The 22,143-nt window shown below is 74.4% G+C and carries 17 protein-coding genes; 13 read left to right on the top strand and 4 right to left on the bottom strand.

Annotated features, from left to right (window positions below):
• The first annotated feature begins 114 nt into the window (after positions 1 to 114).
• From EF918_RS16440 to argF, 5 genes are all read left to right on the top strand, one after another.
• Positions 115 to 1,692, top strand: a complete 1,578-nt coding sequence (locus tag EF918_RS16440; RefSeq protein WP_125646319.1) for a 3' terminal RNA ribose 2'-O-methyltransferase Hen1 — start codon at positions 115 to 117, stop codon at positions 1,690 to 1,692.
• The gene (locus EF918_RS16435) at positions 1,689 to 4,277 is read left to right on the top strand and encodes a polynucleotide kinase-phosphatase (RefSeq protein WP_125646317.1); all 2,589 of its coding nucleotides are present in this window, start codon (positions 1,689 to 1,691) and stop codon (positions 4,275 to 4,277) included. Before EF918_RS16440 ends, EF918_RS16435 begins: the two co-directional genes overlap by 4 nt.
• Before the next feature lie 105 nt (positions 4,278 to 4,382).
• Positions 4,383 to 4,880 (top strand): hypothetical protein, encoded by a 498-nt coding sequence (locus EF918_RS16430; RefSeq protein ID WP_260610264.1) that lies wholly within the window; start codon positions 4,383 to 4,385, stop codon positions 4,878 to 4,880.
• A gap of 58 nt (positions 4,881 to 4,938) precedes the next feature.
• Positions 4,939 to 6,165 (top strand): arginine deiminase, encoded by a 1,227-nt coding sequence (locus tag EF918_RS16425; RefSeq protein WP_125646313.1) that lies wholly within the window; start codon positions 4,939 to 4,941, stop codon positions 6,163 to 6,165.
• A 131-nt stretch (positions 6,166 to 6,296) separates the two neighbouring features.
• Positions 6,297 to 7,322: an ornithine carbamoyltransferase gene (gene argF, locus EF918_RS16420; RefSeq protein WP_125646311.1), complete on the top strand. Its 1,026-nt coding sequence runs from the start codon at positions 6,297 to 6,299 to the stop codon at positions 7,320 to 7,322.
• On the opposite strand, the gene EF918_RS16415 is transcribed toward argF, so the two are convergent.
• The gene (locus EF918_RS16415; protein ID WP_125646308.1) at positions 7,323 to 7,775 is read right to left on the bottom strand and encodes an ATP-binding protein; all 453 of its coding nucleotides are present in this window, start codon (positions 7,773 to 7,775) and stop codon (positions 7,323 to 7,325) included.
• Positions 7,776 to 8,015: 240 nt separating this feature from the next.
• On the opposite strand from EF918_RS16415, the gene EF918_RS16410 reads away from it, so the two are divergent.
• Positions 8,016 to 8,843: an enoyl-CoA hydratase family protein gene (locus EF918_RS16410; protein WP_125646306.1), complete on the top strand. Its 828-nt coding sequence runs from the start codon at positions 8,016 to 8,018 to the stop codon at positions 8,841 to 8,843.
• A gap of 4 nt (positions 8,844 to 8,847) precedes the next feature.
• Positions 8,848 to 11,097: a bifunctional salicylyl-CoA 5-hydroxylase/oxidoreductase gene (locus EF918_RS16405; RefSeq protein ID WP_125646304.1), complete on the top strand. Its 2,250-nt coding sequence runs from the start codon at positions 8,848 to 8,850 to the stop codon at positions 11,095 to 11,097.
• A gap of 15 nt (positions 11,098 to 11,112) precedes the next feature.
• Here EF918_RS16405 and EF918_RS16400 read toward each other — a convergent pair whose 3' ends face one another.
• Positions 11,113 to 11,919: a PaaX family transcriptional regulator C-terminal domain-containing protein gene (locus EF918_RS16400; protein WP_125646302.1), complete on the bottom strand. Its 807-nt coding sequence runs from the start codon at positions 11,917 to 11,919 to the stop codon at positions 11,113 to 11,115.
• A gap of 4 nt (positions 11,920 to 11,923) precedes the next feature.
• Complete coding sequence (locus EF918_RS16395) at positions 11,924 to 13,546, bottom strand: AMP-binding protein (protein ID WP_125646300.1); 1,623 nt, start codon at positions 13,544 to 13,546, stop codon at positions 11,924 to 11,926.
• Positions 13,547 to 13,727: 181 nt separating this feature from the next.
• Here EF918_RS16395 and EF918_RS16390 point away from each other — a divergent pair, with 181 nt between their 5' ends.
• Positions 13,728 to 14,894, top strand: a complete 1,167-nt coding sequence (locus tag EF918_RS16390; protein WP_125646298.1) for an acyl-CoA dehydrogenase family protein — start codon at positions 13,728 to 13,730, stop codon at positions 14,892 to 14,894.
• Positions 14,891 to 15,289: a RidA family protein gene (locus EF918_RS16385; protein ID WP_125646296.1), complete on the top strand. Its 399-nt coding sequence runs from the start codon at positions 14,891 to 14,893 to the stop codon at positions 15,287 to 15,289. Before EF918_RS16390 ends, EF918_RS16385 begins: the two co-directional genes overlap by 4 nt.
• A 5-nt stretch (positions 15,290 to 15,294) precedes the next feature.
• Here EF918_RS16385 and EF918_RS16380 read toward each other — a convergent pair whose 3' ends face one another.
• Positions 15,295 to 16,665: an aminopeptidase P family protein gene (locus tag EF918_RS16380; RefSeq protein WP_260610260.1), complete on the bottom strand. Its 1,371-nt coding sequence runs from the start codon at positions 16,663 to 16,665 to the stop codon at positions 15,295 to 15,297.
• A 187-nt stretch (positions 16,666 to 16,852) separates the two neighbouring features.
• On the opposite strand from EF918_RS16380, the gene EF918_RS16375 reads away from it, so the two are divergent.
• The 4 genes from EF918_RS16375 to EF918_RS16360 all read left to right on the top strand — a co-directional run.
• Positions 16,853 to 19,264 carry a collagenase gene (locus EF918_RS16375; RefSeq protein WP_125646294.1) on the top strand — a complete coding sequence of 804 codons (2,412 nt, stop codon included), beginning with the start codon at positions 16,853 to 16,855 and terminating at the stop codon, positions 19,262 to 19,264.
• Positions 19,265 to 19,378: 114 nt separating this feature from the next.
• Positions 19,379 to 20,548 carry an FAD-binding oxidoreductase gene (locus tag EF918_RS16370; protein ID WP_125646291.1) on the top strand — a complete coding sequence of 390 codons (1,170 nt, stop codon included), beginning with the start codon at positions 19,379 to 19,381 and terminating at the stop codon, positions 20,546 to 20,548.
• The gene (locus tag EF918_RS16365; protein WP_125646289.1) at positions 20,545 to 20,862 is read left to right on the top strand and encodes a (2Fe-2S)-binding protein; all 318 of its coding nucleotides are present in this window, start codon (positions 20,545 to 20,547) and stop codon (positions 20,860 to 20,862) included. The genes EF918_RS16370 and EF918_RS16365 overlap by 4 nt, the downstream gene beginning before the upstream one ends.
• Before the next feature lie 85 nt (positions 20,863 to 20,947).
• The coding region (locus tag EF918_RS16360; protein ID WP_260610265.1) for an FAD/NAD(P)-binding oxidoreductase at positions 20,948 to 22,143 on the top strand (1,196 nt) is incomplete at its 3' end.

The raw sequence follows: 22,143 nt of genomic DNA, 5'->3' as shown, positions 1-22,143 counted from the left end.
GTGGAGATCGTCAGGAACACCCGGTCGATTATGGCCGCGGGGGCCGCCCGCCCCCGGCCCGGCGCCCCGGAAAATCAGGTGGGACGGGCGGCCCACGCGGCCATAATCGACCGGGTGTTCCTGACGATCTCCACCACCGGTACCCCTGACCGACCCGCCACCGACCTGGGCTTCCTGCTGCACAAGCATCCCGGCAAGGCGCAGGCGTTCCCCACCTCCCACGGCACCGCGCACGTGCTGTACCCGGAGGCGACGCCCGAGCGCTGCACCGCCGCGCTGCTGCTGGAAGTGGACCCGGTCGCGCTGGTGCGCAAGGGCAGGGGCAAGGGCCGCGGTGGAGCGCCCGACGGGGCCCTGGCCCAGTACGTCAACGACCGGCCCTACGCCGCGTCCTCGCTGCTCGCCGTCGCCCTCGCGGCCGTCTTCCGCAGCGCCCTCAAGGGGCAGTGCGCCGCCCGGCCCGAGCTGGCGGAGCGGGCCCGGCCGCTGCGCGTGGAGATCCCGGCGCTCCCGGCCCGCGGCGGGGCCGAGCTGGTCCACCGGCTGTTCGCACCGCTGGGCTGGACCGAGGTCGTGGCCGAACCGGTGCCGCTGGACGAGCGGTTCCCCGAGTGGGGCGACTCCCGCTACGTCCGGCTGGTCCTGGAGGGCGAACTACGGCTCGCCGACGCGCTGCGCCAGCTCTACGTGCTGTTGCCGGTCCTCGACGACGCCAAGCACTACTGGGTGGCGCCCGACGAGGTGGACAAGCTGCTGCGGGCCGGCGACGGATGGCTGGCCGGCCACCCGGAGCACCGCAGGATCACCGAGCGCTACCTCGCCCGGCGCCGCTCCCTGACCGAGGACGCCATGGGCCGCCTCGAACTCGTCCGGCTGGCCGAGGCCGACGACAGCGAGGTCGAGGCCCTCGACAACGCCGTGGACGACACCCAGGACACCGCCGACCGGCCGGTGCCGCTGGCCGTACGGCGCCGCGAGGCGGTCCTCGGGGCCCTGCGCGCCGCCGGCGCCCGGCGCGTCCTGGACCTCGGCTGCGGCCAGGGCCAGCTCGTGCAGGCGCTGCTGCGGGACTCGGCCTTCACCGAGATCGTCGGCGTGGACGTGTCCGTACGGGCGCTGACCGTGGCCGCGCGCCGGCTGCGCCTGGACCGCATGGGCGAACACCTCGGCTCCCGGGTGAAGCTGATGCAGGGCTCGCTGACGTACACCGACAAGCGGCTCGCCGGCTACGACGCGGCCGTGCTCAGCGAGGTGATCGAGCACCTCGACCTGCCCCGGCTGCCCGCGCTGGAGTACGCCGTGCTGGGCGCGGCACGCCCCCGCACGGTGATCGTGACCACGCCCAACGTCGAGTACAACGTGCGCTGGGAGAGCCTGCCCGCCGGCCACGTCCGGCACGGTGACCACCGCTTCGAATGGACCCGCGAGGAGTTCCGTGCCTGGGCGGCCGCGGCCGCCGGACGGCACGGCTACACGGTTCGGTTCGAGGCCGTCGGCGAGGACGACCCCGAGGTGGGCCCGCCCACGCAGATGGCCGTGTTCCACCGCGACACCGACACCGACACTGGCACCGACACCGACCGCACCGGCACCACGCGCACCACGCGCACCACCGGCACCACCGGCACCACACACACCGACACCGACACCGACACCGCCTCCGCGGGCCCGAAGGAGGGCGACCCCGCATGACCGGCACCACGACCCCCGCAGCGACCCCGCGGGTGCTGCCCGTCCCCGACCTGTCCCTCGTCGTCCTCGTCGGGGCCACCGGCTCGGGCAAGTCCACCTTCGCCCGCCGCCACTTCAGGCCCACCGAGGTGCTCTCCTCCGACCACTGCCGCGGCCTGGTCAGCGACGACGAGAACGACCAGACCGTCAGCAAGGACGCCTTCGACGTCCTGCACTACATCGCCGGCAAGCGGCTGGCCGCCGGCCGGCTCACCGTCGTCGACGCCACCAACGTGCAGACCGAGGCCCGCCGGCAGCTCGTCCGGCTGGCCCGCGAGCACGACGTCCTGCCCGTGGCGATCGTCCTCGACCTGCCCGAGGAGGTCTGCGCCGCCCGCAACGCCCGGCGCCCCGACCGCGCCCACCTGCCCCGGCACGTGGTCCAGCGGCACCGCCGCGAACTGCGCCGCTCCCTGCGCGGCCTGGAACGCGAGGGCTTCCGCACGGTGCACATGCTGCGCGACGTCGCCGAGGTCGACGCGGCCGAGATCGTCCGGGAGAAGCGGTTCAACGACCTGCGCCACCTCACCGGCCCCTTCGACATCATCGGTGACGTGCACGGCTGCGCCTCGGAGCTGGAGAGCCTGCTGGCCAAGCTCGGCTACGTCGACGGGGTGCACCCCGCCGGCCGCACCGCGGTCTTCGTCGGCGACCTGGTCGACCGCGGCCCCGACAGCCCCGGCGTGCTGCGCCGCGTCATGGGCATGGTCAAGGCCGGCCACGCCCTGTGCGTGCCGGGCAACCACGAGAACAAGCTCGGCCGCCACCTGGCCGGCCGCAAGGTCCAGCTCACCCACGGCCTCGCCGAGACCGTGGAGCAGCTCGGCCGGGAGGACGAGGCGTTCGTCGCCGAGGTCCGGGAGTTCATCGACGGGCTGGTCAGCCACTACCTGCTCGACGGCGGCAAGCTGGTGGTCTGCCACGCCGGACTGCCCGAGAAGTACCACGGCCGCACCTCCGGCCGGGTCCGCTCGCACGCCCTGTACGGCGACACCACCGGCGAGACCGACGAGTTCGGGCTGCCCGTGCGCTACCCGTGGGCCGAGGACTACCGCGGCAAGGCCGTCGTGGTCTACGGCCACACGCCCGTGCCCACCACCTCCTGGGTCAACAACACCCTCTGCCTGGACACCGGGGCCGTGTTCGGCGGGCGGATGACCGCGCTGCGCTGGCCCGAGCGCGAGCTGGTCGACGTACCGGCCGAGCGGGTCTGGTACGAGCCGGTCAAGCCGCTGGCGACCGGGGCTCCCGGAGGCCACCAGGGCCGGCCGCTGGACCTGGCCGACGTCCAGGGCCGCCGGGTCGTGGAGACCCGGCACCTGGGCGCGGTGGCGGTGCGCGAGGAGAACGCGGCGGCGGCCCTGGAGGTGATGAGCCGGTTCGCGGTCGACCCGCGGCTGGTGCCGTACCTGCCGCCGACGATGGCGCCGACGGCCACCTCGAAGGAGGACGGCTACCTGGAGCACCCGGCCGAGGCCTTCGCCCAGTACCGGGCCGACGGCGTGGAGCGGGTGGTGTGCGAGGAGAAGCACATGGGCTCCCGCGCCGTCGTCCTGGTCTGCAAGGACGCCGAGGTCGCCCGCGAGCGCTTCGGCGTCACGGACGGGGCGACCGGGTCGGTGTACACCCGCACCGGCCGCGCCTTCTTCGACGACCCGGCCGTGACCGAGGAGGTCCTCGACCGGATCCGCTCGGCGGTCACCGCCGCCGGCCTCTGGGAGGAGCTCGCCGCGCCCCCCGGCGCCTCCGGAGCGGGGGACTGGCTGCTGCTCGACGGGGAACTGCTGCCCTGGTCGCTGAAGTCCACCGGGCTGCTGCGCCACCAGTACGCCGCCGTGGGCGCCGCTTCGCGGGCGGTGTTCCCGGGCGCCCTGGCCGCGCTGGAGGCGGCCGCCGCCCGCGGGGTGGACACCGGTGAGCTGCTGGAGCGTCAGCGGGAACGGGCGGCGGACGCGGCCGCGTTCACCGAGGCCTACCGGCGCTACTGCTGGACCACCGACGGGCTGGACGGGGTACGGTTCGCGCCGTTCCAGGTGCTCGCCGCGGAGGGCCGCAGCCTCGCCGCGGTCCCGCACGACCGGCAACTGGCCTGGCTGGACCGGCTGGTGGAGGCCGACGAGCGGGCCGGCACCGGCCTGCTGCGCCGCACCGGGCGGATCCACGTCGACACCGCCGACCCCGACTCCGTCCGTGCCGGCACCGAGTGGTGGCTGGAGCTGACGGCGGCCGGCGGCGAGGGCATGGTCGTCAAGCCGCTCCAGGCGTACGCGCGCGGCGGCAGCCGGGGCCTGGTCCAGCCGGGGGTCAAGGTGCGCGGGCGGGAGTACCTGCGGATCGTCTACGGCCCGGAGTACACCCGTCCGCGGAACCTGGAGCGGCTGCGCGAGCGGCACCTGGGCCACAAGCGGTCGCTGGCGCTGCGCGAGTACGCGCTCGGGCTGGAGGCGCTGGACCGGCTGGCGGACGGCGAGCCGCTGTGGCGGGTCCACGAAGCGGTGTTCGCGGTGCTCGCCCTGGAGTCGGAGCCGGTCGACCCGCGGCTGTGAGGGCCCGTCCCCTCCGGGCCGCGCGGTGACCAGGGGCGCGCGGGATCGTTCTTCCAGGGCAGCGGAGTGTACGCGACTCGGAAGGACGGAACGTCAGATATGAAGATGACCGCGCGCGGAAGCATTGCGGCGCTCATGACCTGTATGGCCGCGGCGGGAGCGGCGACACCTGCCGTGGCCTCCACGGTCCCGGTGGATGTCCCGCTCGGCGCGGCCCGGGCCGCACTGGGCGTGGACACCCCGCGCGTGGCCACCGGGGTGCCGGTGCCGGTGGTGGGGGCACCGGGGACGCCCACCTTCCACCAGGGCGAGATGCTGCCGACCCCGTTGCTCCCGGTGATCCCGGTGGGCACCGAGCTCGGTGACACCGGCGTCGCCTCGCCGCTGCCCAACCTGCTGGGCGGCAAGGAGACCGACGGCGAGGGCTCGGTGGAGTCCCCGGCCACCACCCTGCTCGCCAAGGGCCCCGGCGCGGTCCTCGGCCTGCCGCTGACCATGCCGAACGCCGCCAACTACGGGCTGCCGGACGTCACCGACCCCAAGCTCGGCATCCTCACCCCGGAACTCACGGGCGCGCCCTCGGCCCTGCTCGGGCTGCGCTGAGGCCGGGAGCTGTCCCTGCGGGCCTCGAAACGCCGCCCGGTCTGCGAACGTGTACGTCATGGGATTCCATGTCGATTCCGAGACCGGGCGGCTTCGCCGCGTCATTCTCCACCGACCCGACCTGGAGCTGAAGCGGCTCACTCCCAGCAACAAGGACGCGCTGCTCTTCGACGACGTCCTGTGGGTGCGCCGGGCCCGCCAGGAGCACGACGGCTTCGCCGACGTCCTGCGCGACAGAGGGGTCGCCGTCCACCTCTTCGGCGACCTGCTGCGCGAGACCCTCGACATCCACGAGGCCAGACGGCTGGTGCTGGACCGGGTGTTCGACGAGAAGGAGTACGGTCCGCTCGCCACCGACCACCTCCGCGCCGTCTTCGACGGGATGCCCTCGGAGGACCTGGCCGAGGCCCTGGTGGGCGGGATGACCAAACGGGAGTTCCTGGAGCGGCACAGCGAGCCGGTCTCGGTCCGGTTCCACGCCCTCGACCTCGACGGGTTCCTGCTCGGGCCGCTGCCCAACCACCTGTTCACCCGGGACACCTCCGCCTGGATCTACGACGGGGTGTCCATCAACGCCATGCGCTGGCCGGCCCGGCAGCGCGAGACCGTCCATTTCGAGGCGATCTACCGTCACCATCCGCTGTTCACCGCCTCCGGCGCCTTCCACTACTGGTCGCAGGGCCAGGCCGACTACCCCTCCACCATCGAGGGCGGTGACGTCCTGGTCATCGGCAACGGCGCGGTACTGATCGGGATGAGCGAGCGGACCACGCCCCAGGCGGTGGAAATGCTGGCGCGCGGACTGTTCGCGGCCGGCTCGGCGCGCGCCATCGTGGCGCTGGACATGCCCAAGCGGCGGGCGTTCATGCACCTGGACACGGTGATGACCATGGTCGACGGAGATACGTTCACCCAGTACGCGGGACTGGGCATGCTGCGGTCGTACACCATCGAGCCGGGTGACGACGCGACGGAGCTGAAGGTCACCGACCATCCGCCGGAGCACATGCACCGGGCCATCGCCTCCGCGCTGGGCCTGGACGCGATCCGGGTGCTGACCGCGACCCAGGACGTGCACTCGGCGGAGCGGGAGCAGTGGGACGACGGTTGCAACGTGCTCGCCGTGGAGCCGGGCGTGGTCGTGGCCTACGAGCGGAACGTCACCACCAACACCCATCTGCGCAAGGAGGGCATCGAGGTGATCGAGATCCCGGGCAGCGAGCTGGGCCGGGGCCGGGGCGGGCCGCGCTGCATGAGCTGCCCGGTGGAGCGGGCCGCGGTCTGAGCCGGACGCCGGGGGCGGTGCGAAGGCCGCGGCGGGGTCCCGCGCGGGGCCTCCGCACAGGGGTCTGTATAGCGATGCAGTACATCGTATAGACTTCCAACATTCCGCCCGTGCGACCCAGGAGCGTCCCCATGCCCACCGACCTCGTCGGCCGCAGTTTCCTCAAGGAGCTCGACTTCACCGCGGCCGAGTTCCGCGGCCTCGTCGAGCTGGCCGCCGAGCTGAAGGCGGCCAAGCGGGCGGGCACCGAGCAGCCCCTGCTCCAGGGTCGCACGATCGCGCTGATCTTCGAGAAGACCTCGACGCGCACCCGCTGCGCGTTCGAGGTCGCCGCCGCCGACCAGGGCGCCCGCACCACCTACCTCGACCCCTCCGGCTCCCAGATGGGGCACAAGGAGTCGGTCAAGGACACCGCGCGGGTGCTCGGCCGGATGTTCGACGGGATCGAGTACCGCGGTGACAGCCAGGAGACCGTCGAGGAGCTCGCCGCCTGGTCCGGGGTGCCCGTCTTCAACGGCCTGACCGACGACTGGCACCCCACCCAGATGCTCGCCGACGTGCTCACCATGACCGAGCACTGCGCCAAGCCGCTGGAGCAGACCGCCTTCGCCTACCTCGGTGACGCCCGCTTCAACATGGGCAACTCGTACCTGGTCACGGGCGCCCTGCTCGGCATGGACGTGCGGATCGTCGCGCCCCGCGCCTACTGGCCGGCCGAGCCGGTCGTGGCCCGGGCGCGCGAGCTGGCCGAGGCCGGCGGGGCGCGGATCACGCTGACCGAGGACGTCGCCGAGGGCGTGGCCCAGGCCGATTTCGTCGCGACCGACGTGTGGGTCTCCATGGGCGAGCCCAAGGAGGTCTGGGACGAGCGGATCGAGGCGCTGGCGCCGTACGCGGTCACCATGGACGTGCTGCGGGCCACCGGGAACCCGGACGTGAAGTTCCTGCACTGCCTGCCGGCCTTCCACGACCTGGGCACCGCGGTCGGCCGGGAGATCCACGAGCGGCACGGGCTGGAGTCGCTGGAGGTGACCGACGAGGTGTTCGAGTCGCGCCACTCGGTGGTCTTCGACGAGGCCGAGAACCGCCTCCACACCATCAAGGCCGTGCTCGTCGCCACCCTGGCGACGCCGTCGCCCGCCCGGGCCGACGCATAGTCATACGGCCGGTGCCACAGCCGCGGCCGGTCCGGGCGCCCCGGCCAGCCGCGCGGCCAGGGTGAACCAGACCGCCTTCCCCGTCGCCGTGACCCGGTGCCCGCACTCGGAGCTGAGTGCGCGCAGCAGCAGCAGTCCGCGGCCGTTCTCCTGCCAGAGGTCCGGGTGCGGCTCGTCGGGAGGCCGTACGAGGTCCCCCGGCGGCTGCGGGTCGCCGTCGTGCACCTCGATCTGGCAGCCGTGCGCCCGCAGCCGCACCACCAGCTCGATGGGGCCCGCGCCGCCGGTGTGCTCCACGGCGTTCGCCACCAGCTCCGCCGTCAGCAGCTCGGCCGTGTCGCGGTCGGCCGGGGCCCCGGCGTCGGCCAGGGCGGAGCGGATCAGGGCGCGGGCCATCGGCACGGCGGAGGTGCAGTGCGGCAGGGCGATCCGCCAGGCAGCGGTGTCGGGCATGGCGCGTCCGTCCGATCCGGCGTGGTGGCAGGGCAGGGGGAGGGGACGGGTCCCGCGTGCGGCGAGGAGGTCCCGCGTTCAACGATACGGAGCCCTTTCGTCCGAGCGGAGGGCACCCCGGCACAAAGCGGAGGACCGCAGGTCCGGGGCCCTACAGGGCCGCGTAGGCCGGGGACCGGACACCGATGGCCTATCGCGTATCCCTGACGACAGTCACGAGACGGTGATACCGTCGCCCGTGTGAGCCCCTTCCTTGGTTCCGCAGCAGGCACCGAACGGTGGCGTCACCTCCGGGTGACCCGGCAGGACGGCGTGGCCACCGTCACCCTCGACCGCCCCGAGAAACTCAACGCGCTCACCTTCGGCTCCTACGCCGACCTGCGCGATCTGCTCGCCGAACTCTCCCGGGAGCGTTCCGTACGCGCCCTGGTCCTCGGCGGCGAAGGGCGCGGCTTCTGCTCCGGCGGCGACGTGGACGAGATCATCGGCGCCACCCTCGCCATGGACCCGGCGCAACTCCTCGACTTCAACCGGATGACCGGCCAGGTGGTCCGGGCCGTCCGCGAGGCCCCGTTCCCGGTGATCGCTGCCGTCCACGGCGTGGCCGCCGGCGCCGGCGCGGTCCTCGCGCTGGCCGCGGACTTCCGGATCGCCGACCCCACCGCGAAGTTCGCCTTCCTCTTCACCCGCGTCGGCCTGTCCGGCGGCGACATGGGCGCCGCCTACCTGCTGCCCCGGGTCGTCGGCCTCGGCCACGCCACCCGGCTGCTGATGCTCGGCGAGCCGGTGCGGGCCGCCGAGGCCGAGCGGATCGGGCTGCTCAGCGAGCTCACCGAGGAGGGCAAGGCCGAGGCCCGGGCCCGGGAGCTGGCCGAACAGCTCGCTGCCGGACCGGCCCTGGCCTACGCCCAGACCAAGGCCCTGCTCACCGCCGAGCTGGACATGCCCATGGCCGCCGCGGTCGAGCTCGACGCCAACACCCAGGCGCTGCTGATGCACGGCCGGGACTACGCCGAGTTCCACGCGGCGTTCACCGCCAAGCGCGCGCCCCGCTGGACCGGGAGGTAGCGCCGTGCGCGTCGCCGTCGCCGGCGGGGGCCCCGGGGGACTGTACGCCGCCGCCCTGCTGGCTCGGCAGGGCCACACCGTGGACGTCTGGGAGCGCAACGCCCCCGACGACACCTTCGGCTTCGGCGTGGTGCTCTCCGACGAGACCCTCGGCGGCATCGAGCAGGCCGACGCCGCGGTCCACGCCGCCCTCCAGCGGGAGTTCGTGCGCTGGGACGACATCGACGTCGTCCACCGGGGGCGGGTGCTGACCTCCGGCGGCCACGGCTTCGCCGCCCTGGGCCGCCGCCGGCTGCTGGCCGTCCTGCACGCCCGCTGCGCGGAGCTCGGGGTACGGCTGCACTTCCGCACCGCGGCCCCGGACGTGGCCCGGCTCCGGCGGGAGCACGACCTGGTGGTCGCCGCCGACGGGGTGCACAGCCCGGTCCGCACCGCCCACGCCGACGTGTTCCGGCCGACCGTGACCACCGGCCGGTGCCGCTACATCTGGCTCTCCGCCGACTTCGCCTTCGACGCCTTCCGCTTCGAGGTCGCCGAGACCGAGCACGGCGTGATGCAACTCCACGGCTACCCCTACGCGCGCCCCGCCGACGGCCCCGGCGCCTCCACCGTGATCGTCGAGATGCGCGAGGAGGTCTGGCGGGCCGCCGGGCTGGACCGGTGCGACGAGGCCGAGTCGGCCGCCCGCTGCGCCAAACGGTTCGGCGAGGCCCTGCGCGGCCGCGACCTGTACGGCAACCGCTCGGCCTGGACCGCCTTCCGCACCGTGGTCAACGAGCGCTGGTCCGACGGCAACCTGGTGCTGCTCGGCGACGCCGCCCACACCGCCCACTTCTCCGTCGGCTCGGGCACCAAGCTCGCCGTCGAGGACGCCCTCGCCCTGGCCGGGGCCGTGGCCGCGGAGCCTGACGTACCCACCGCCCTGGCCGCGTACGAGGCGGAGCGCCGGCCCGCCGTCGCCTCCACCCAGCGGGCCGCCGCCGCCAGCATGCGCTGGTTCGAGGAGCTCACCGGCTACGTCGGCCAGCCGGCCCGGCAGTTCGCCTTCAACCTGCTCACCCGCAGCCGCCGGGTCACCCACGACAACCTGCGGTTGCGCGACCCCCGCTTCACCCGCACCGTCGAGGAGGACTTCGGCTGCCCCGACCCGGCCACCCCGCCGATGTTCACCCCGTACCGGCTGCGCGGGCTGACCCTGCGCAACCGGGTGGTGGTCTCCCCGATGGACATGTACAGCGCCGAGGACGGTGTCCCCGGCGACTTCCACCTGGTGCACCTGGGCGCCCGCGCCCTGGGCGGGGCCGGGCTCGTGATGACGGAGATGGTCTGCGTCTCGGCCGAGGGCCGGATCACACCCGGCTGCGCGGGCCTGTGGACCGAGGAGCAGGCCGACGCCTGGCGGCGGATCACGGCCTTCGTGCACACCCGGGCGCCCGGCACGGCCCTCGGCGTGCAGCTCGGCCACAGCGGGCGCAAGGGCTCCACCCGGCGCATGTGGGAGGGCATGGACGAGCCGCTGCCCGAGGGCAACTGGCCGCTGGTGGCCCCGTCCGCGCTGCCGTACCTGCCCGGCCGCTCCCAGGTCCCGCGGGCCCTGGACACCGACGACCTCGCCCGGATCCGCCAGGAGTTCACCGGGGCCGCGGCCCGCGCCGCCGACTGCGGCTTCGACCTGCTGGAGCTGCACTGCGCGCACGGCTACCTGCTGTCGTCGTTCCTCTCCCCGCTGACCAACCGGCGCACCGACGCCTACGGCGGCAGCCTCGCCGGCCGGCTGCGCTTCCCCCTGGAGGTCTTCGACGCCGTCCGGGCCGTGTGGCCCGCGGACCGGCCGATGACGGTCCGGATCTCCGCCACCGACTGGGCCCCCGGCGGCACCTCCGAGGAGGACGCCGTCGCCGTCGCCGCGGCCTTCACCGAGCACGGCGCCGACGCCATCGACGTCTCCACCGGCCAGGTCGTCGCCGACGAGGCCCCCGAGTACGGCCGCTCCTACCAGACCCCGTACGCCGACCGGATCCGCAACGCCCTCGGCGTCCCGGTCGTCGCGGTCGGGGCCATCTCCTCCTGGGACGACGTCAACTCCCTGCTCCTGGCCGGTCGGGCCGACCTGTGCGCCCTGGCCCGACCGCACCTGTACGACCCGCACTGGACCCTCCACGCCGCCGCCGAACAGGGCTACGAGGGCCCCGCCGCTCCCTGGCCGGCCCCCTACCGCGCGGGCAACCGCCGCCCGCCGACCGGCAAGGGCTGACCGGGCAGGCCCCGCTCAGCCGGTGGCGAAGGCCGTGCCCAGGTCCCGCAGGCGGGCGTGGAGCTCGGTGAAGACGGCCGCCGAGCGCTCGCCGGGCCAGTCCGACGGGAGCAGCTCCGGCGGCAGGCCGGGGTCGGCGTACGGCAGGTGGCGCCAGGTGTCCAGGGCCAGCAGGTAGTCGCGGTAGGCGGCCTGCGGGGTGGCCTCGCGGGCGCCGGACTGCCAGCCGCGCAGCACCGGTTCGTGCAGGTCGAGGAATTCCTCGTGCTGCTTGGCGAGGGCCGTCAGGTCCCACCAGCGGGCCACCGACTCGGCCGTCGGGGCGAAGCCCAGGTGGTCGCCGCGGAACAGCTCCACGTAGTCGGTCAGCCCCAGCCGCTCCAGGGTGTGGCGGGTCTCCTCGGCCAGCCGGGCCGGGGCGATCCACACGCCGGGCGCGGCGGTGCCGAAGCCGAGCCGGGCCAGCCGGGAGCGCAGCAGGTGCCGCTTGTTGCGCTCCTGCTCGGGGACCGAGAACACGGCCAGCAGCCAGGCCTCCGAGGGCCGGACCGGCGGCGCGTAGATCCGCCGGTCGCCGTCCCGGAGCAGTTCGCGGGCCTCCGCCGACAGGGCGTAGGCGGCCTGGCCGTCCCCGGCCCGGGCGGGCAGCAGGAAGCCGCGCCGCTTGAGCCGGGAGACCGAGGACCGCACCGAGGGGGCGTCCACGCCGGCCGCGCCCAGCAGGCGGACCAGTGCGGACACCGGGACCGGGCCGTCGAAGGCGCGCCCGTAGGCACCGTAGAACGTGACGATCAGGGATCGCGGGGTGTGCTGCTCGACCACGTGATCACTCTAGATCGCGCAGCCGGAACCGTTGCAGTTTGCCGGTCGCGGTGCGCGGCAGCGCAGGCAGGAAGACGAACACCCGGGGGCACTTGTGCGGGGCGAGCTCCGCCCGCACGAACTCCTTCAGCGAGTCCTCGGTGGCCGTGGAGCCCTCCCGCAGCACGGTGTACGCGACCACGACCTGCCCGCGCCGCTCGTCCGGCCGGCCCACCACCGCCACCTCCTGCACGTCCGGGTGGCGCAGCAGGGCCTCCTCCACCTCGGGGCCGGCGATGTTGTAGCCGGAGGAGATGATCATGTCGTCGGCCCGGGCGACGTACCGGAACCAGCCGTCCGGGTCCCGTACGTAGGTGTCGCCGGTCAGGTTCCAGCCGTCGCGCACGTACTCGCCCTGCCGCGGGTCGGCCAGGTAGCGGCAGCCCACCGGGCCCCGCACGGCCAGCAGCCCCGGCTCCCCGTCGGGCACCGGGCGGCCGTTGCCGTCCACGACCCGGGCCTGCCAGCCCGGGACCGGCCGGCCGGTGGTGCCGGGGCGGATGTCCTCGTCGGCGGCGGAGATGAAGATGTGCAGCAGCTCGGTGGCGCCGATGCCGTTGATGATCCGCAGGCCGGTGCTCTCGTACCAGGCCTGCCAGGTGGCCGCGGGCAGGTTCTCGCCCGCCGAGACGCACCGGCGCAGCGAGCCGAGGTCGTAGCCCTCGTACGGGTGCGTGGCCAGCTCGTCGAGCATGGTCCGGTAGGCGGTGGGGGCGGTGAACAGCACCGAGACCCGGTGCCGGCCCACCGCGGGCAGCAGCTGCCGCGGGCCGGCCTGCTCCAGCAGCAGCGCACAGGCGCCGGCGCGCAGCGGGAACACCAGCAGGCCGCCGAGGCCGAAGGTGAAGCCGAGCGGGGGGCTGCCGGCGAACACGTCGTCGGGGGTGGGCCGCAGCACGTGCCGGGAGAAGGTGTCGGCGATCGCCAGGACGTCCCGGTGGAAGTGCATGCAGCCCTTGGGCCGTCCGGTGGTGCCCGAGGTGAACGCGATCAGCGCCACGTCGTCCGCCGACGTGGCCACGGCCGGATAGCCGCGGCCGGTGTGGCGGCGGGCCAGGTGGAGCAGGTCGGCCTCGTCCCGGCCGCCGTACGGGGTGATCCGCAGCCCCGGCACCTCGGCCTTGACCAGGTCGTCCAGGACGGGCGCCGCGCACAGGGCGTGCCGGACCTGCGCCATCGCGCAGACCGTCGCCAGTTCCTGGGGGCGGGCCTGGGCCAGCACGGTGACGGCCACCGCGCCAGCCTTCATCACCGCCAGCCAGCAGGCCGCCGTCCACGGGCCGGTCGGGCCGCGCAGCAGCACCCGGTTGCCCGGGACGACCCCGAGGTCCTCGGTGAGGACATGGGCGAGGGCGTCGACCCGCTCCCGCAGCTCGCCGTACGTCCACACCCCGCCGCCGGCGTCCCGGAGGGCGGGGCGGTCGGGGCCGAACCGGTCCACGGTGGCGTCCAGCAGCTCGGCCCCGCAGTTCAGCCGGTCCGGATAGGCCAGTTCGGGCAGCTCGAACAGCAGCTGCGGCCACGTCTGCGGCGGTGGCAGGTGATCGCGCGCGAAGGTGTCGGCGTGGGCGGATGGCTTGAGCTCCAAGGCGGGATCGCCCCCTTGCGACGGTCCGGGTGGGAGGGCCCCCAGCGGTGGTGGCTGGGGAGGGTGGCGCCGGCCGTGCGGCTCCTCCGGCCCGTGCCGGAAGATGCCCTCTGGAGCGTATCGTGATGGTGACGACAGTCAACTGGACGCGATAAGACGCGATGAGGAATGAGGCATTCGGATGCCCGGTTTCGCGCTCGATCCCCATCAGACCGCCTGGTGCGCCCAACTGCGCGCCCTGGCCGCCGAACGGCTGCGCCCGGTGGCCGAGCAGGGCGAGGCCGGCCGGGTGAACCGGCCCCTGCTCGCCCTCCTCGGCGAACTCGGCCTGCTGGACCTGCTGTTCACCTCGGGCGCGCTGGAGCTGTGCCTGCTGCGGGAGTCCCTCGCGCACGGCTGCACCGAGGCCGAGACGGCCCTGGCCCTCCAGGGCCTGGGCGCCCACCCCGTGCTGCGCTCCGGCACCGAGGCGCAGCGCGGCCGGTGGCTGCCCGAGGTACGGGCCGGGCGAGCCGTGGCGGCGTTCGCGCTGAGCGAGCCGGACGCCGGCTCGGACGCGGCGGCCCTGGCCCTCAAGGCCCCGCCGGACGGGGCCGGCTGGCGGCTGAGCGGCGAGAAGTGCTGGATCTCCAACGCCCCCGAGGCGGATTTCTACACCGTGTTCGCCCGGACGGGTGAGGCGCCCGGCTCCCGGGGCATCACGGCCTTCCTGGTGCCCGCCGACCGGACCGGGCTGACCGGGCGGCCGCTGCGGATGCTCTCCCCGCACCCGATCGGAGCGCTCGCCTTCGACGCGGTCCGGGTCGGCCCCGAGGACGTCCTCGGCGCCCCGGGCCGGGGCTTCGCGGTCGCCATGGACACCCTCAACCTGTTCCGGCCCAGCGTCGGGGCGTTCGCCGTCGGGATGGCCCAGGCCGCGCTGGAGGCCACCGTCCGGCACACGGCCGGGCGCGGGGCGTTCGGCGGGGTGCTGGCCGACCTGCAGTCCGTGGCGCACCGCGTCGCCGAGATGGCCACCCGGGTGGAGGCCGCCCGGCTGCTGGTCTACGCGGCGGCCGGCGCGTACGACGAGGGCGCGCCCGACGTGCCGCGGCGGGCCGCCATGGCCAAGCTGCTGGCCACCGAGACGGCCCAGTACGTCGTCGACCACGCCGTCCAGCTCCACGGGGCCCGCGCCCTGGAGCGCGGGCACCTGCTGGAGCACCTCTACCGGGAGGTGCGGGCCCCGCGCATCTACGAGGGCGCCAGCGAGGTCCAGCGCACGGTCATCGCCAAGGACCTGTACCGCACGCTCGACCGTACGGACGCCGAGCGCACGGGGGCCGGCCGTGCGGAGGTGGCCCGGTGAGTCTGGAGCGGATCAACCCGGCCGAACTCTCCCCGCCCACCGGCTTCTCGCACGCCGTGACCGCCACCGGCTCCCGCCTGGTGCTGCTGGCCGGGCAGACCGCGCTGGACGGGACCGGGGCGGTGGTCGGGGACGGCCTGCCGGAGCAGTTCGAACGGGCCCTGGCCAATCTGCTGGCCGCCCTCGCCGCCGCCGGCGGCACCCCGGCCGACCTGGCCCGGGTCACCGTCTACGCCGTGGACGTGGCCGCGTACCGCGACCACGCCCCCGAACTCGGCCGGATCTGGCGGCGCCTGGCGGGCCGCGACTACCCGGCGATGGCCGTCGTCGGCGCGGTCCGCCTGTGGGACGAGAAGGCACTCGTGGAACTGGACGGCATCGCGGTCCTGGACTGACCCCGTCAGCCCTCCAGGAGGGTGCCCATCCACTCCTCGATGCCCGCCACCGTCCGCGGCAGGGCGCCCGACATCAGACGGGCGCCCTCGGCGGTGATCACCAGGTCGTCCTCGATGCGGACGCCGATGCCGCGCAGCTCCGGCGGGAGGGTCTCGTCGTCGGGCTGGAGGTAGAGGCCCGGCTCCACGGTGAGGACCTGGCCCTCCTCCAGGACGCCGTCCAGGTACGTCTGCGCGCGCGCCTTGGCGCAGTCGTGGACGTCCAGGCCGAGCATGTGCCCGCTGCTGCACAGGGTGTAGCGGCGGTGCAGGTCGCCCTCGGCGTTCTTCAGCACGCCCCACTCGGCGAGGCCCTCGGCGATCACCCGCATCCCGGCCCGGTGGAAGTCGCGGAAGCTGGCCCCGGGGCGCAGCGCCGCGATGCCCGCCTCCTGGGCGGCCAGGACCAGTTCGTAGACCTGGCGCTGAACGGGGGAGAAGCGGCCGGACAGCGGCAGGGTGCGGGTGATGTCCGCCGTGTAGAGGGTGTCCGTCTCCACGCCCGCGTCCAGCAGGAGCAGGTCGCCCCGGTCCAGCCGGCCGTCGTTGCGGATCCAGTGCAGCACGCAGGCGTGCGCGCCCGACGCGGCGATGGTGTCGTAGCCGGTGCCGTTGCCCTCGGCGCGGGCGCGCAGCCCGAACACGCCCTCGATCCAGCGTTCGCCCCGGGGGTGGGCCAGGGCCTGCGGCAGCGCCCGGACGACGTCCTCGAACCCGGCCGTGGTGTGGTCCACGGCGAGCTGGAGCTGCTCGACCTCCCAGGCGTCCTTGACCAGCCGCAGTTCGGCCAGGGCGGCGGCCAGTTCCGGGTCGTCGGCGGCGTTGCGGCCGGTCGGGGTGCCGAGCTCGTCCAGGTGCGCGCAGCGGATGCCGGTCAGCCGCTCGGCCTCGGCGAGGTCGGGGCGGCGGCCCACCCAGAACTCGCCGTAGCGGCGGTCCCGGAAGAACTCCTCGGTGCCGTCGGAGCGCTGCGAGCGCGGGCGCAGGTGGAGCACGGCCTCGTGGCCGGAGGGCCCGGAGGGCTCCAGGACCAGGACGTGCCCGACCTGGTCCTCCCCGGTGAGGCCGGTCAGCCAGGCGTAGGCGCTGTGCGGGCGGAAGCGGTGGTCGCAGTCGTTCGAGCGGACCTTCAGCTCGCCCGCCGGGACGATCAGCCGCTCGCCGGGGAAGCGGGCCGACAGCCGCGCGCGGCGCGCGGGCAGGACGGCGTACCCGGCGACCCGGTCGGTCCCGGGGAGGGGCGTCGGGGCCCAGTTCCCCGCCATGAAACGGGACAACTCTGCTGAGACGGGCAGGTCGTGGCTGCCGATGTTCAGGCGTGCGGACGTGTCGGTCACCAAGGCTCCCTGGGGTGGGCGAGAACTGAGGGGCGCACAGGTCTTGTCAGTGCAATTTCACATTACTATGTTACAGCTCACACGCCGGCCCGTTAATCCCCGTCAAATGCCGCGTGAAGCAGTGCAGTTCAGCACCGCCCGCACCGTTTCGCACCACCCCCCACTTCCTCCCCCACCAGGAGTCTTGGTGTCCCACCACAGAGCTGTGCGTTCCTCCCTCCTCGCCTCCGCCGTCGCGGTGACCCTGCTGGCCTCCGTCGGCCAGGCCACCTCGCAGGCCGCCGAGAGCGGCCCGGTACCCGCCACCTTCGCCGGTACCCCCGCCGCCCCGGCCGCGCCCGGCGAGGCGAACCCCTTCGACGAGGTCGACCGCCTGGCCTCGGCCCCCGAGCAGACCCCGGCGGCCTCCGTCGCCCCCGGCGGGCGGGCCACCGGCAAGGACGCGGGCCGGGTCCCCGGCGCCACCGAGGCGCACCGGCCCGCCGTCGACACCCCGCAGGCCGAGAAGCAGCAGAGCCGCAAGGCCGTCCAGGCCGCCCCGTACGCGACCGGCGTCCGCGGTGCCGCCGCCGGCGTCCCCTGTACCCTCGACGGGATCACCGGCCTCGGCCCGGAGCAGTTCGCCGACTTCCTCGCCGACCCGGCCGTCCTCGCCGACGGCTGTCTGCGCGGGCTGATCTGGACCTGGGACGCGCGTCTGGCGCCCGTCATGTCCGACGCGCACGTCCAGGCCGTCTCCCGCCGGATATCGGCCCTCTCCGCCGCCCACGACGGGAAGAACACCTCCCACCTGGAGGAGATGTTCACCTACCTGCACGCCGTCGCCTACCACGACTACTCGCGCGACGAGATCGACGTCACCGACGCCCCGACCGTGGCCGCCATGCGCCAGGCCGTCGCCGACTTCGGCAACGCGGCGCGCACCTTCGACGTCACCCGCACCAACGCCAACACCCTGCGCGAGGCCCTCTACGCCGCCAGCGCCCCGGGCCTGCGCCAGCACCAGCTCGGTCTGATCAAGAAGGTGCTGGCCACCATGGACGCGGCCCACCCGCAGACCTCCGGCGACTCCGCCTGGGGCGGCGCGGCCCTGGCCGCCCTGTCCGTCAACTACCTGGGCGTCTACCCGGGCAACCAGGACGCCGCCTTCCACGCCGCCGTCGCGGCCGACCCCGCGTACCGGGCCGCGTTCAAGGCCTTCGGCACCTACGCCCACCTCAAGGACACGGCGAACGCCTGGGTGGTGCGCGACGCGCTCAGCGAGTACGCCCGCTTCGGCCAGGTCGCGGGCCTGAAGGACCAGGTCGTCGCCGACCTCGGCGCCCTGCTGGAGCCGGTCAGGACCACCTTCGGCAACGGCAGCGAGCCGTGGGCGAAGCTGGTGTCCTGGCTGAACTTCTACCAGGCCTGCAAGCCGTACGGGGTGTGCAAGGAGGACATCGAGAAGCAGCTCTTCCCGTACACGTACACCTACGACAACGGCGCCATCAAGGTCCGCACCGCCCTCGCCAAGGCCGTCGTCGACCAGCTGTACTACGCCAGCAAGCAGGTCAAGGCGCAGTACCACCGGGTGCTCGGCACCGACCAGCCGCTGGCCGGCGACCCCAACACCACGCTGAACATCGTGCTGTACGCCTCCCGCGCCGACTACGTGAACTACCACCCGATCCTGACCGGCATGGGCACCAACAACGGCGGCATCTACATCGAGGACGGCGCCACCTTCTACACCTACCAGCGCCGCGTCCCGCAGGACTCCACGCTCACCCTCGAAGAGCTGTTCCGCCACGAGTACACGCACTACCTCAACGGCCGCTACGCCGTGCCCGGCTTCTTCGGCCAGGGCCCCTGGTACGAGTCGGACCGCACCACCGCCATGGACGAGGGCACCGCCGAGTTCTTCGACGGCGCCACCCGCGACAACGGCATCGCGGTGCGCAAGTCGCTGGTCCGGGGCATCATCAACGACACCGCCGGCGGCGGCCCCCGGATGAGCGTGGACCAGCTGCTGCACGCCACCTACGACGGCGACGGCTTCCGCTTCTACAACTACGCGGGCACGTTCTTCGAGTTCCTGTGGACCGAGAAGCCCTCGCTGCTGCGCGAGATGTACGGCTACCTGCGCGCGAACGACGTGGCCGGCTTCGACGCCTGGCGCCACCGGATGGGCTCCGACAACTACCTCCAGCGCGACTACGACCGCTTCCTGGACGCGCAGATCGCCAAGGTGGACCAGCTGTACGTGCCGAACACGTCCTTCACGCCGGTCGACCAGCTGCGCGACTCGGCCCTGGCCTCGGTGAAGGCCTCCTTCGCGCAGGCCACGTACAACACCCCCGACTGCGTGGAGAACGGCGAGCCCGGAAAGCGCCGCTTCACCTGTACCGGCCGGATCACGGCCAACCTGAAGAACTGGCGCAGCGACGACCAGAACTTCAAGGACATGTCCGAGACGGTCGACTACTTCATCCTCGACCGGGCCGGTGCGGCCTCGACCAACCTCGCCGACATGAACTGCTCCTTCGGGCCGGTGGAGATCTGGTCCAACAAGGTCGCGGGGACCTCGAACTTCAGCTGCGAGGGACCGCTGCGCGGCTGATCCGCCGGACGCCCGGTCCGGTCCGGGGAGCTCCTGCTCGATCTCTCCCGGAGCCCTCCTGGATCTCCCCGGACCGGACTGGGCAGCCTCTAAAGAATGTGACATATTACTGCCGTGCCCAAGAGACACTCCCTGGAACTGGACGCCGTGATCATCGGCGCCGGCGTCGTAGGAGCCGCGTGCGCGTACTACGCCACGCGCGCCGGCCTCTCCGTGGCCGTGGTCGACCGCGGCTCCGTCGCCGGCGGCACCACCGGTGCCGGGGAAGGCAACCTGCTCGTCTCCGACAAGGAGGCGGGCCCCGAGCTCGACCTCGCGCTGCTGTCCACGAGGCTCTGGCGCGAGCTGGCCGAGGTCCTCCCACCGGAGACCGAGTACGAGCCCAAGGGTGGTCTCGTCGTGGCGCCCGACGAGACCACCCTCAAGGCCCTGCGCGGCTTCGCCGAGGGTCAGCGGACCGCCGGGGTGACCGCCGAGGAGGTCCCCGCCGACGCCCTGCACGAGCTCGAACCCCACCTGGCCCCCGGCCTCGCCGGCGGCTTCCACTACCCCCAGGACGCCCAGGTCCAGCCCGCCCAGGCCGCGGCCCGGCTGCTGGCCGCCTCGGGCGCCGCCGTCCACCTCGGCGAGGAGGTCACCGCCCTGCTGCGGGACGGCGACGCCGTGACCGGCGTCCGCACCCCGCGGCGGGAGCTGCGCGCCCGGGCCGTGGTAAACGCCGCCGGTACCTGGGGCGGGACCGTGGCCGGGCTCGCGGGCGTGGACCTGCCGGTGCTCCCGCGGCGCGGGTTCGTCCTGGTCACCGAGCCGCTGCCGCGGCTGGTCCGGCACAAGGTCTACGCCGCCGACTACATCGCGGACGTGGCCAGCGGTTCGGCCGCGCTGCAGTCCTCGGCCGTGGTCGAGGGCACCCCGTCCGGGCCGGTGCTGATCGGGGCCACCCGCGAACGCGTGGGCTTCGACCGCTCGTTGTCCGTGACCGCGCTGCGCCGGCTGGCCTCCCAGGCGGCCGCGCTGTTCCCGGTGCTGGCCGACGTACGGGTACTGCGGACGTACCACGGCTTCCGCCCCTACCTGCCCGACCACCTGCCGGCGATCGGCCCCGACCCGCGGGTGCCCGGCCTGCTGCACGCCTGCGGCCACGAGGGCGCCGGCATCGGCCTGGCCCCGGCCACCGGCGTGCTGATCGCCGCCGCCCTGGCCGGCACGCGTCCACCGCTGGACCCGGCCCCGTTCCGCCCGGACCGGTTCGGGCCCGCCGACCCGAAGGAGGCCGACCGATGAGCCGCTCCACGCCGAGGGACCTGGTCGGCGGCGCCGCCGAGGCCGAGTACACCCTCACCTTTGACGGGCGGGAGATCCCCGTGCTCGCCGGGCAGACCGTGGCCGCCGCCCTGTGGGGCGCCGGCGTCCTCGCCTGGCGCACCACCCGCGAGGGCGGGGCCCCGCGCGGGGCGTTCTGCGGGATCGGCAGCTGCTACGACTGCCTGGTCACCGTGGACGGCCGGCCCAACCGCCGGGCCTGCCTGGTCCCTGCCCGCCCCGGCGCCGTCGTCACCACCCAGGAAGGAACCGGCCGTGCCGACCTCGCCGTCTGACCCCACCGACGCCGCCCCGGCCGAAGGGACCGCGCAGGCCGCGCCGGCCGCGCAGGCCGGGGCGACCGACCCGGCCGATCTGGCCGTGGTCGGCGCCGGCCCCGCCGGACTGGCCGCGGCCGTCACCGCCGCCGAGCTCGGGCTGCGCGTGACGCTGGTCGACGCGGGGGAGCGGCCCGGCGGCCAGTTCTACCGGCAGCCCGCCCCCGCCCTCGGGGCCGCGCGGCCCGGGGCGCTGCACCACGCCTGGGGGGAGTTCGTCCGGCGCGAGGCCGCGCTGCGGGCGCAGGTCCGGGCCGGGCGGATCCGGTACCTGGCGGGGCACCACGTGTGGAGCGTGGTCCCGGCCGGGGCCGGCTGGCGGCTGCACGCCCTGGTCGACGACGAACGGCCCGCCGTGGTCGAGGCCCGCTGCCTGCTGCTGGCCACCGGCTCGTACGAGCGCCAACTGCCCTTCCCCGGCTGGACCCTGCCCGGGGTGGTGGGGGCCGGGGGAGCGCAGGCCATGCTCAAGGGCGGGCTGGTGCTGCCCGGCCGCCGGGTCGTCGTCGCCGGCAGCGGGCCTCTGCTGCTCGCCGTCGCCGGTTCCCTCGCCGCCGCGGGGGCCGAGGTCCCGGCGGTGGTCGAGGCCGCCTCGTACCTCGGGTACGCCGGGCACCTCCCGGACCTGCTGCGCAACCCCGGCAAGCTCGCCGAAGGCGCCGTGCACGGCGGGGCGTTGGTGCGCCGCCGCATCCGGCTGCTCACCCGGCACGCCGTGACCGAGGCGCACGGGACCGACCGGGTGGAGGCGGTGACCGTGGCCCGGCTGGACCGTGACTGGCGCCCGCTCCCGGGCACCGCCCGGCGCATCCCCTGCGACGCCCTGGCCGTCGGCCACGGCCTGGTGCCCCAGCTCGAACTGGCCACCGCCCTGGGCTGCGCCACCCGCGTCGCGGCCGACGGCACCGTCGCCCTGGCCCTCGACCCCGAGCAGCGCACGTCCGTCCCCGGCGTCTGGTCCGCGGGCGAGACGGGCGGCATCGGCGGAGCCCCCCTGGCCCTCGTCGAAGGCGAACTGGCGGCCCGTTCCGTCGCCCGGTCGCTCGGCGCCGCCGCGCCCGCCGGGGCCCGGCTGTCGCGGCGGCGGGCCCGGCTGCGCGCCTTCGCCGAGGTCATGGGGGCCGCTCACCGGCCCGGCCCCGGCTGGGACGGCTGGCTGACCGAGGAGACGGTGGTCTGCCGGTGCGAGGAGGTCCCCGCCGGCCGGATCCGCGAGGCCACCTCCGCGCTGGGCGCGGG

Source organism: Streptomyces sp. WAC06614 (assembly GCF_003949795.1).
Classification (GTDB): Bacteria; Actinomycetota; Actinomycetes; order Streptomycetales; family Streptomycetaceae; genus Streptomyces.
This window is presented reverse-complemented; position numbering and strand designations above follow the sequence as displayed.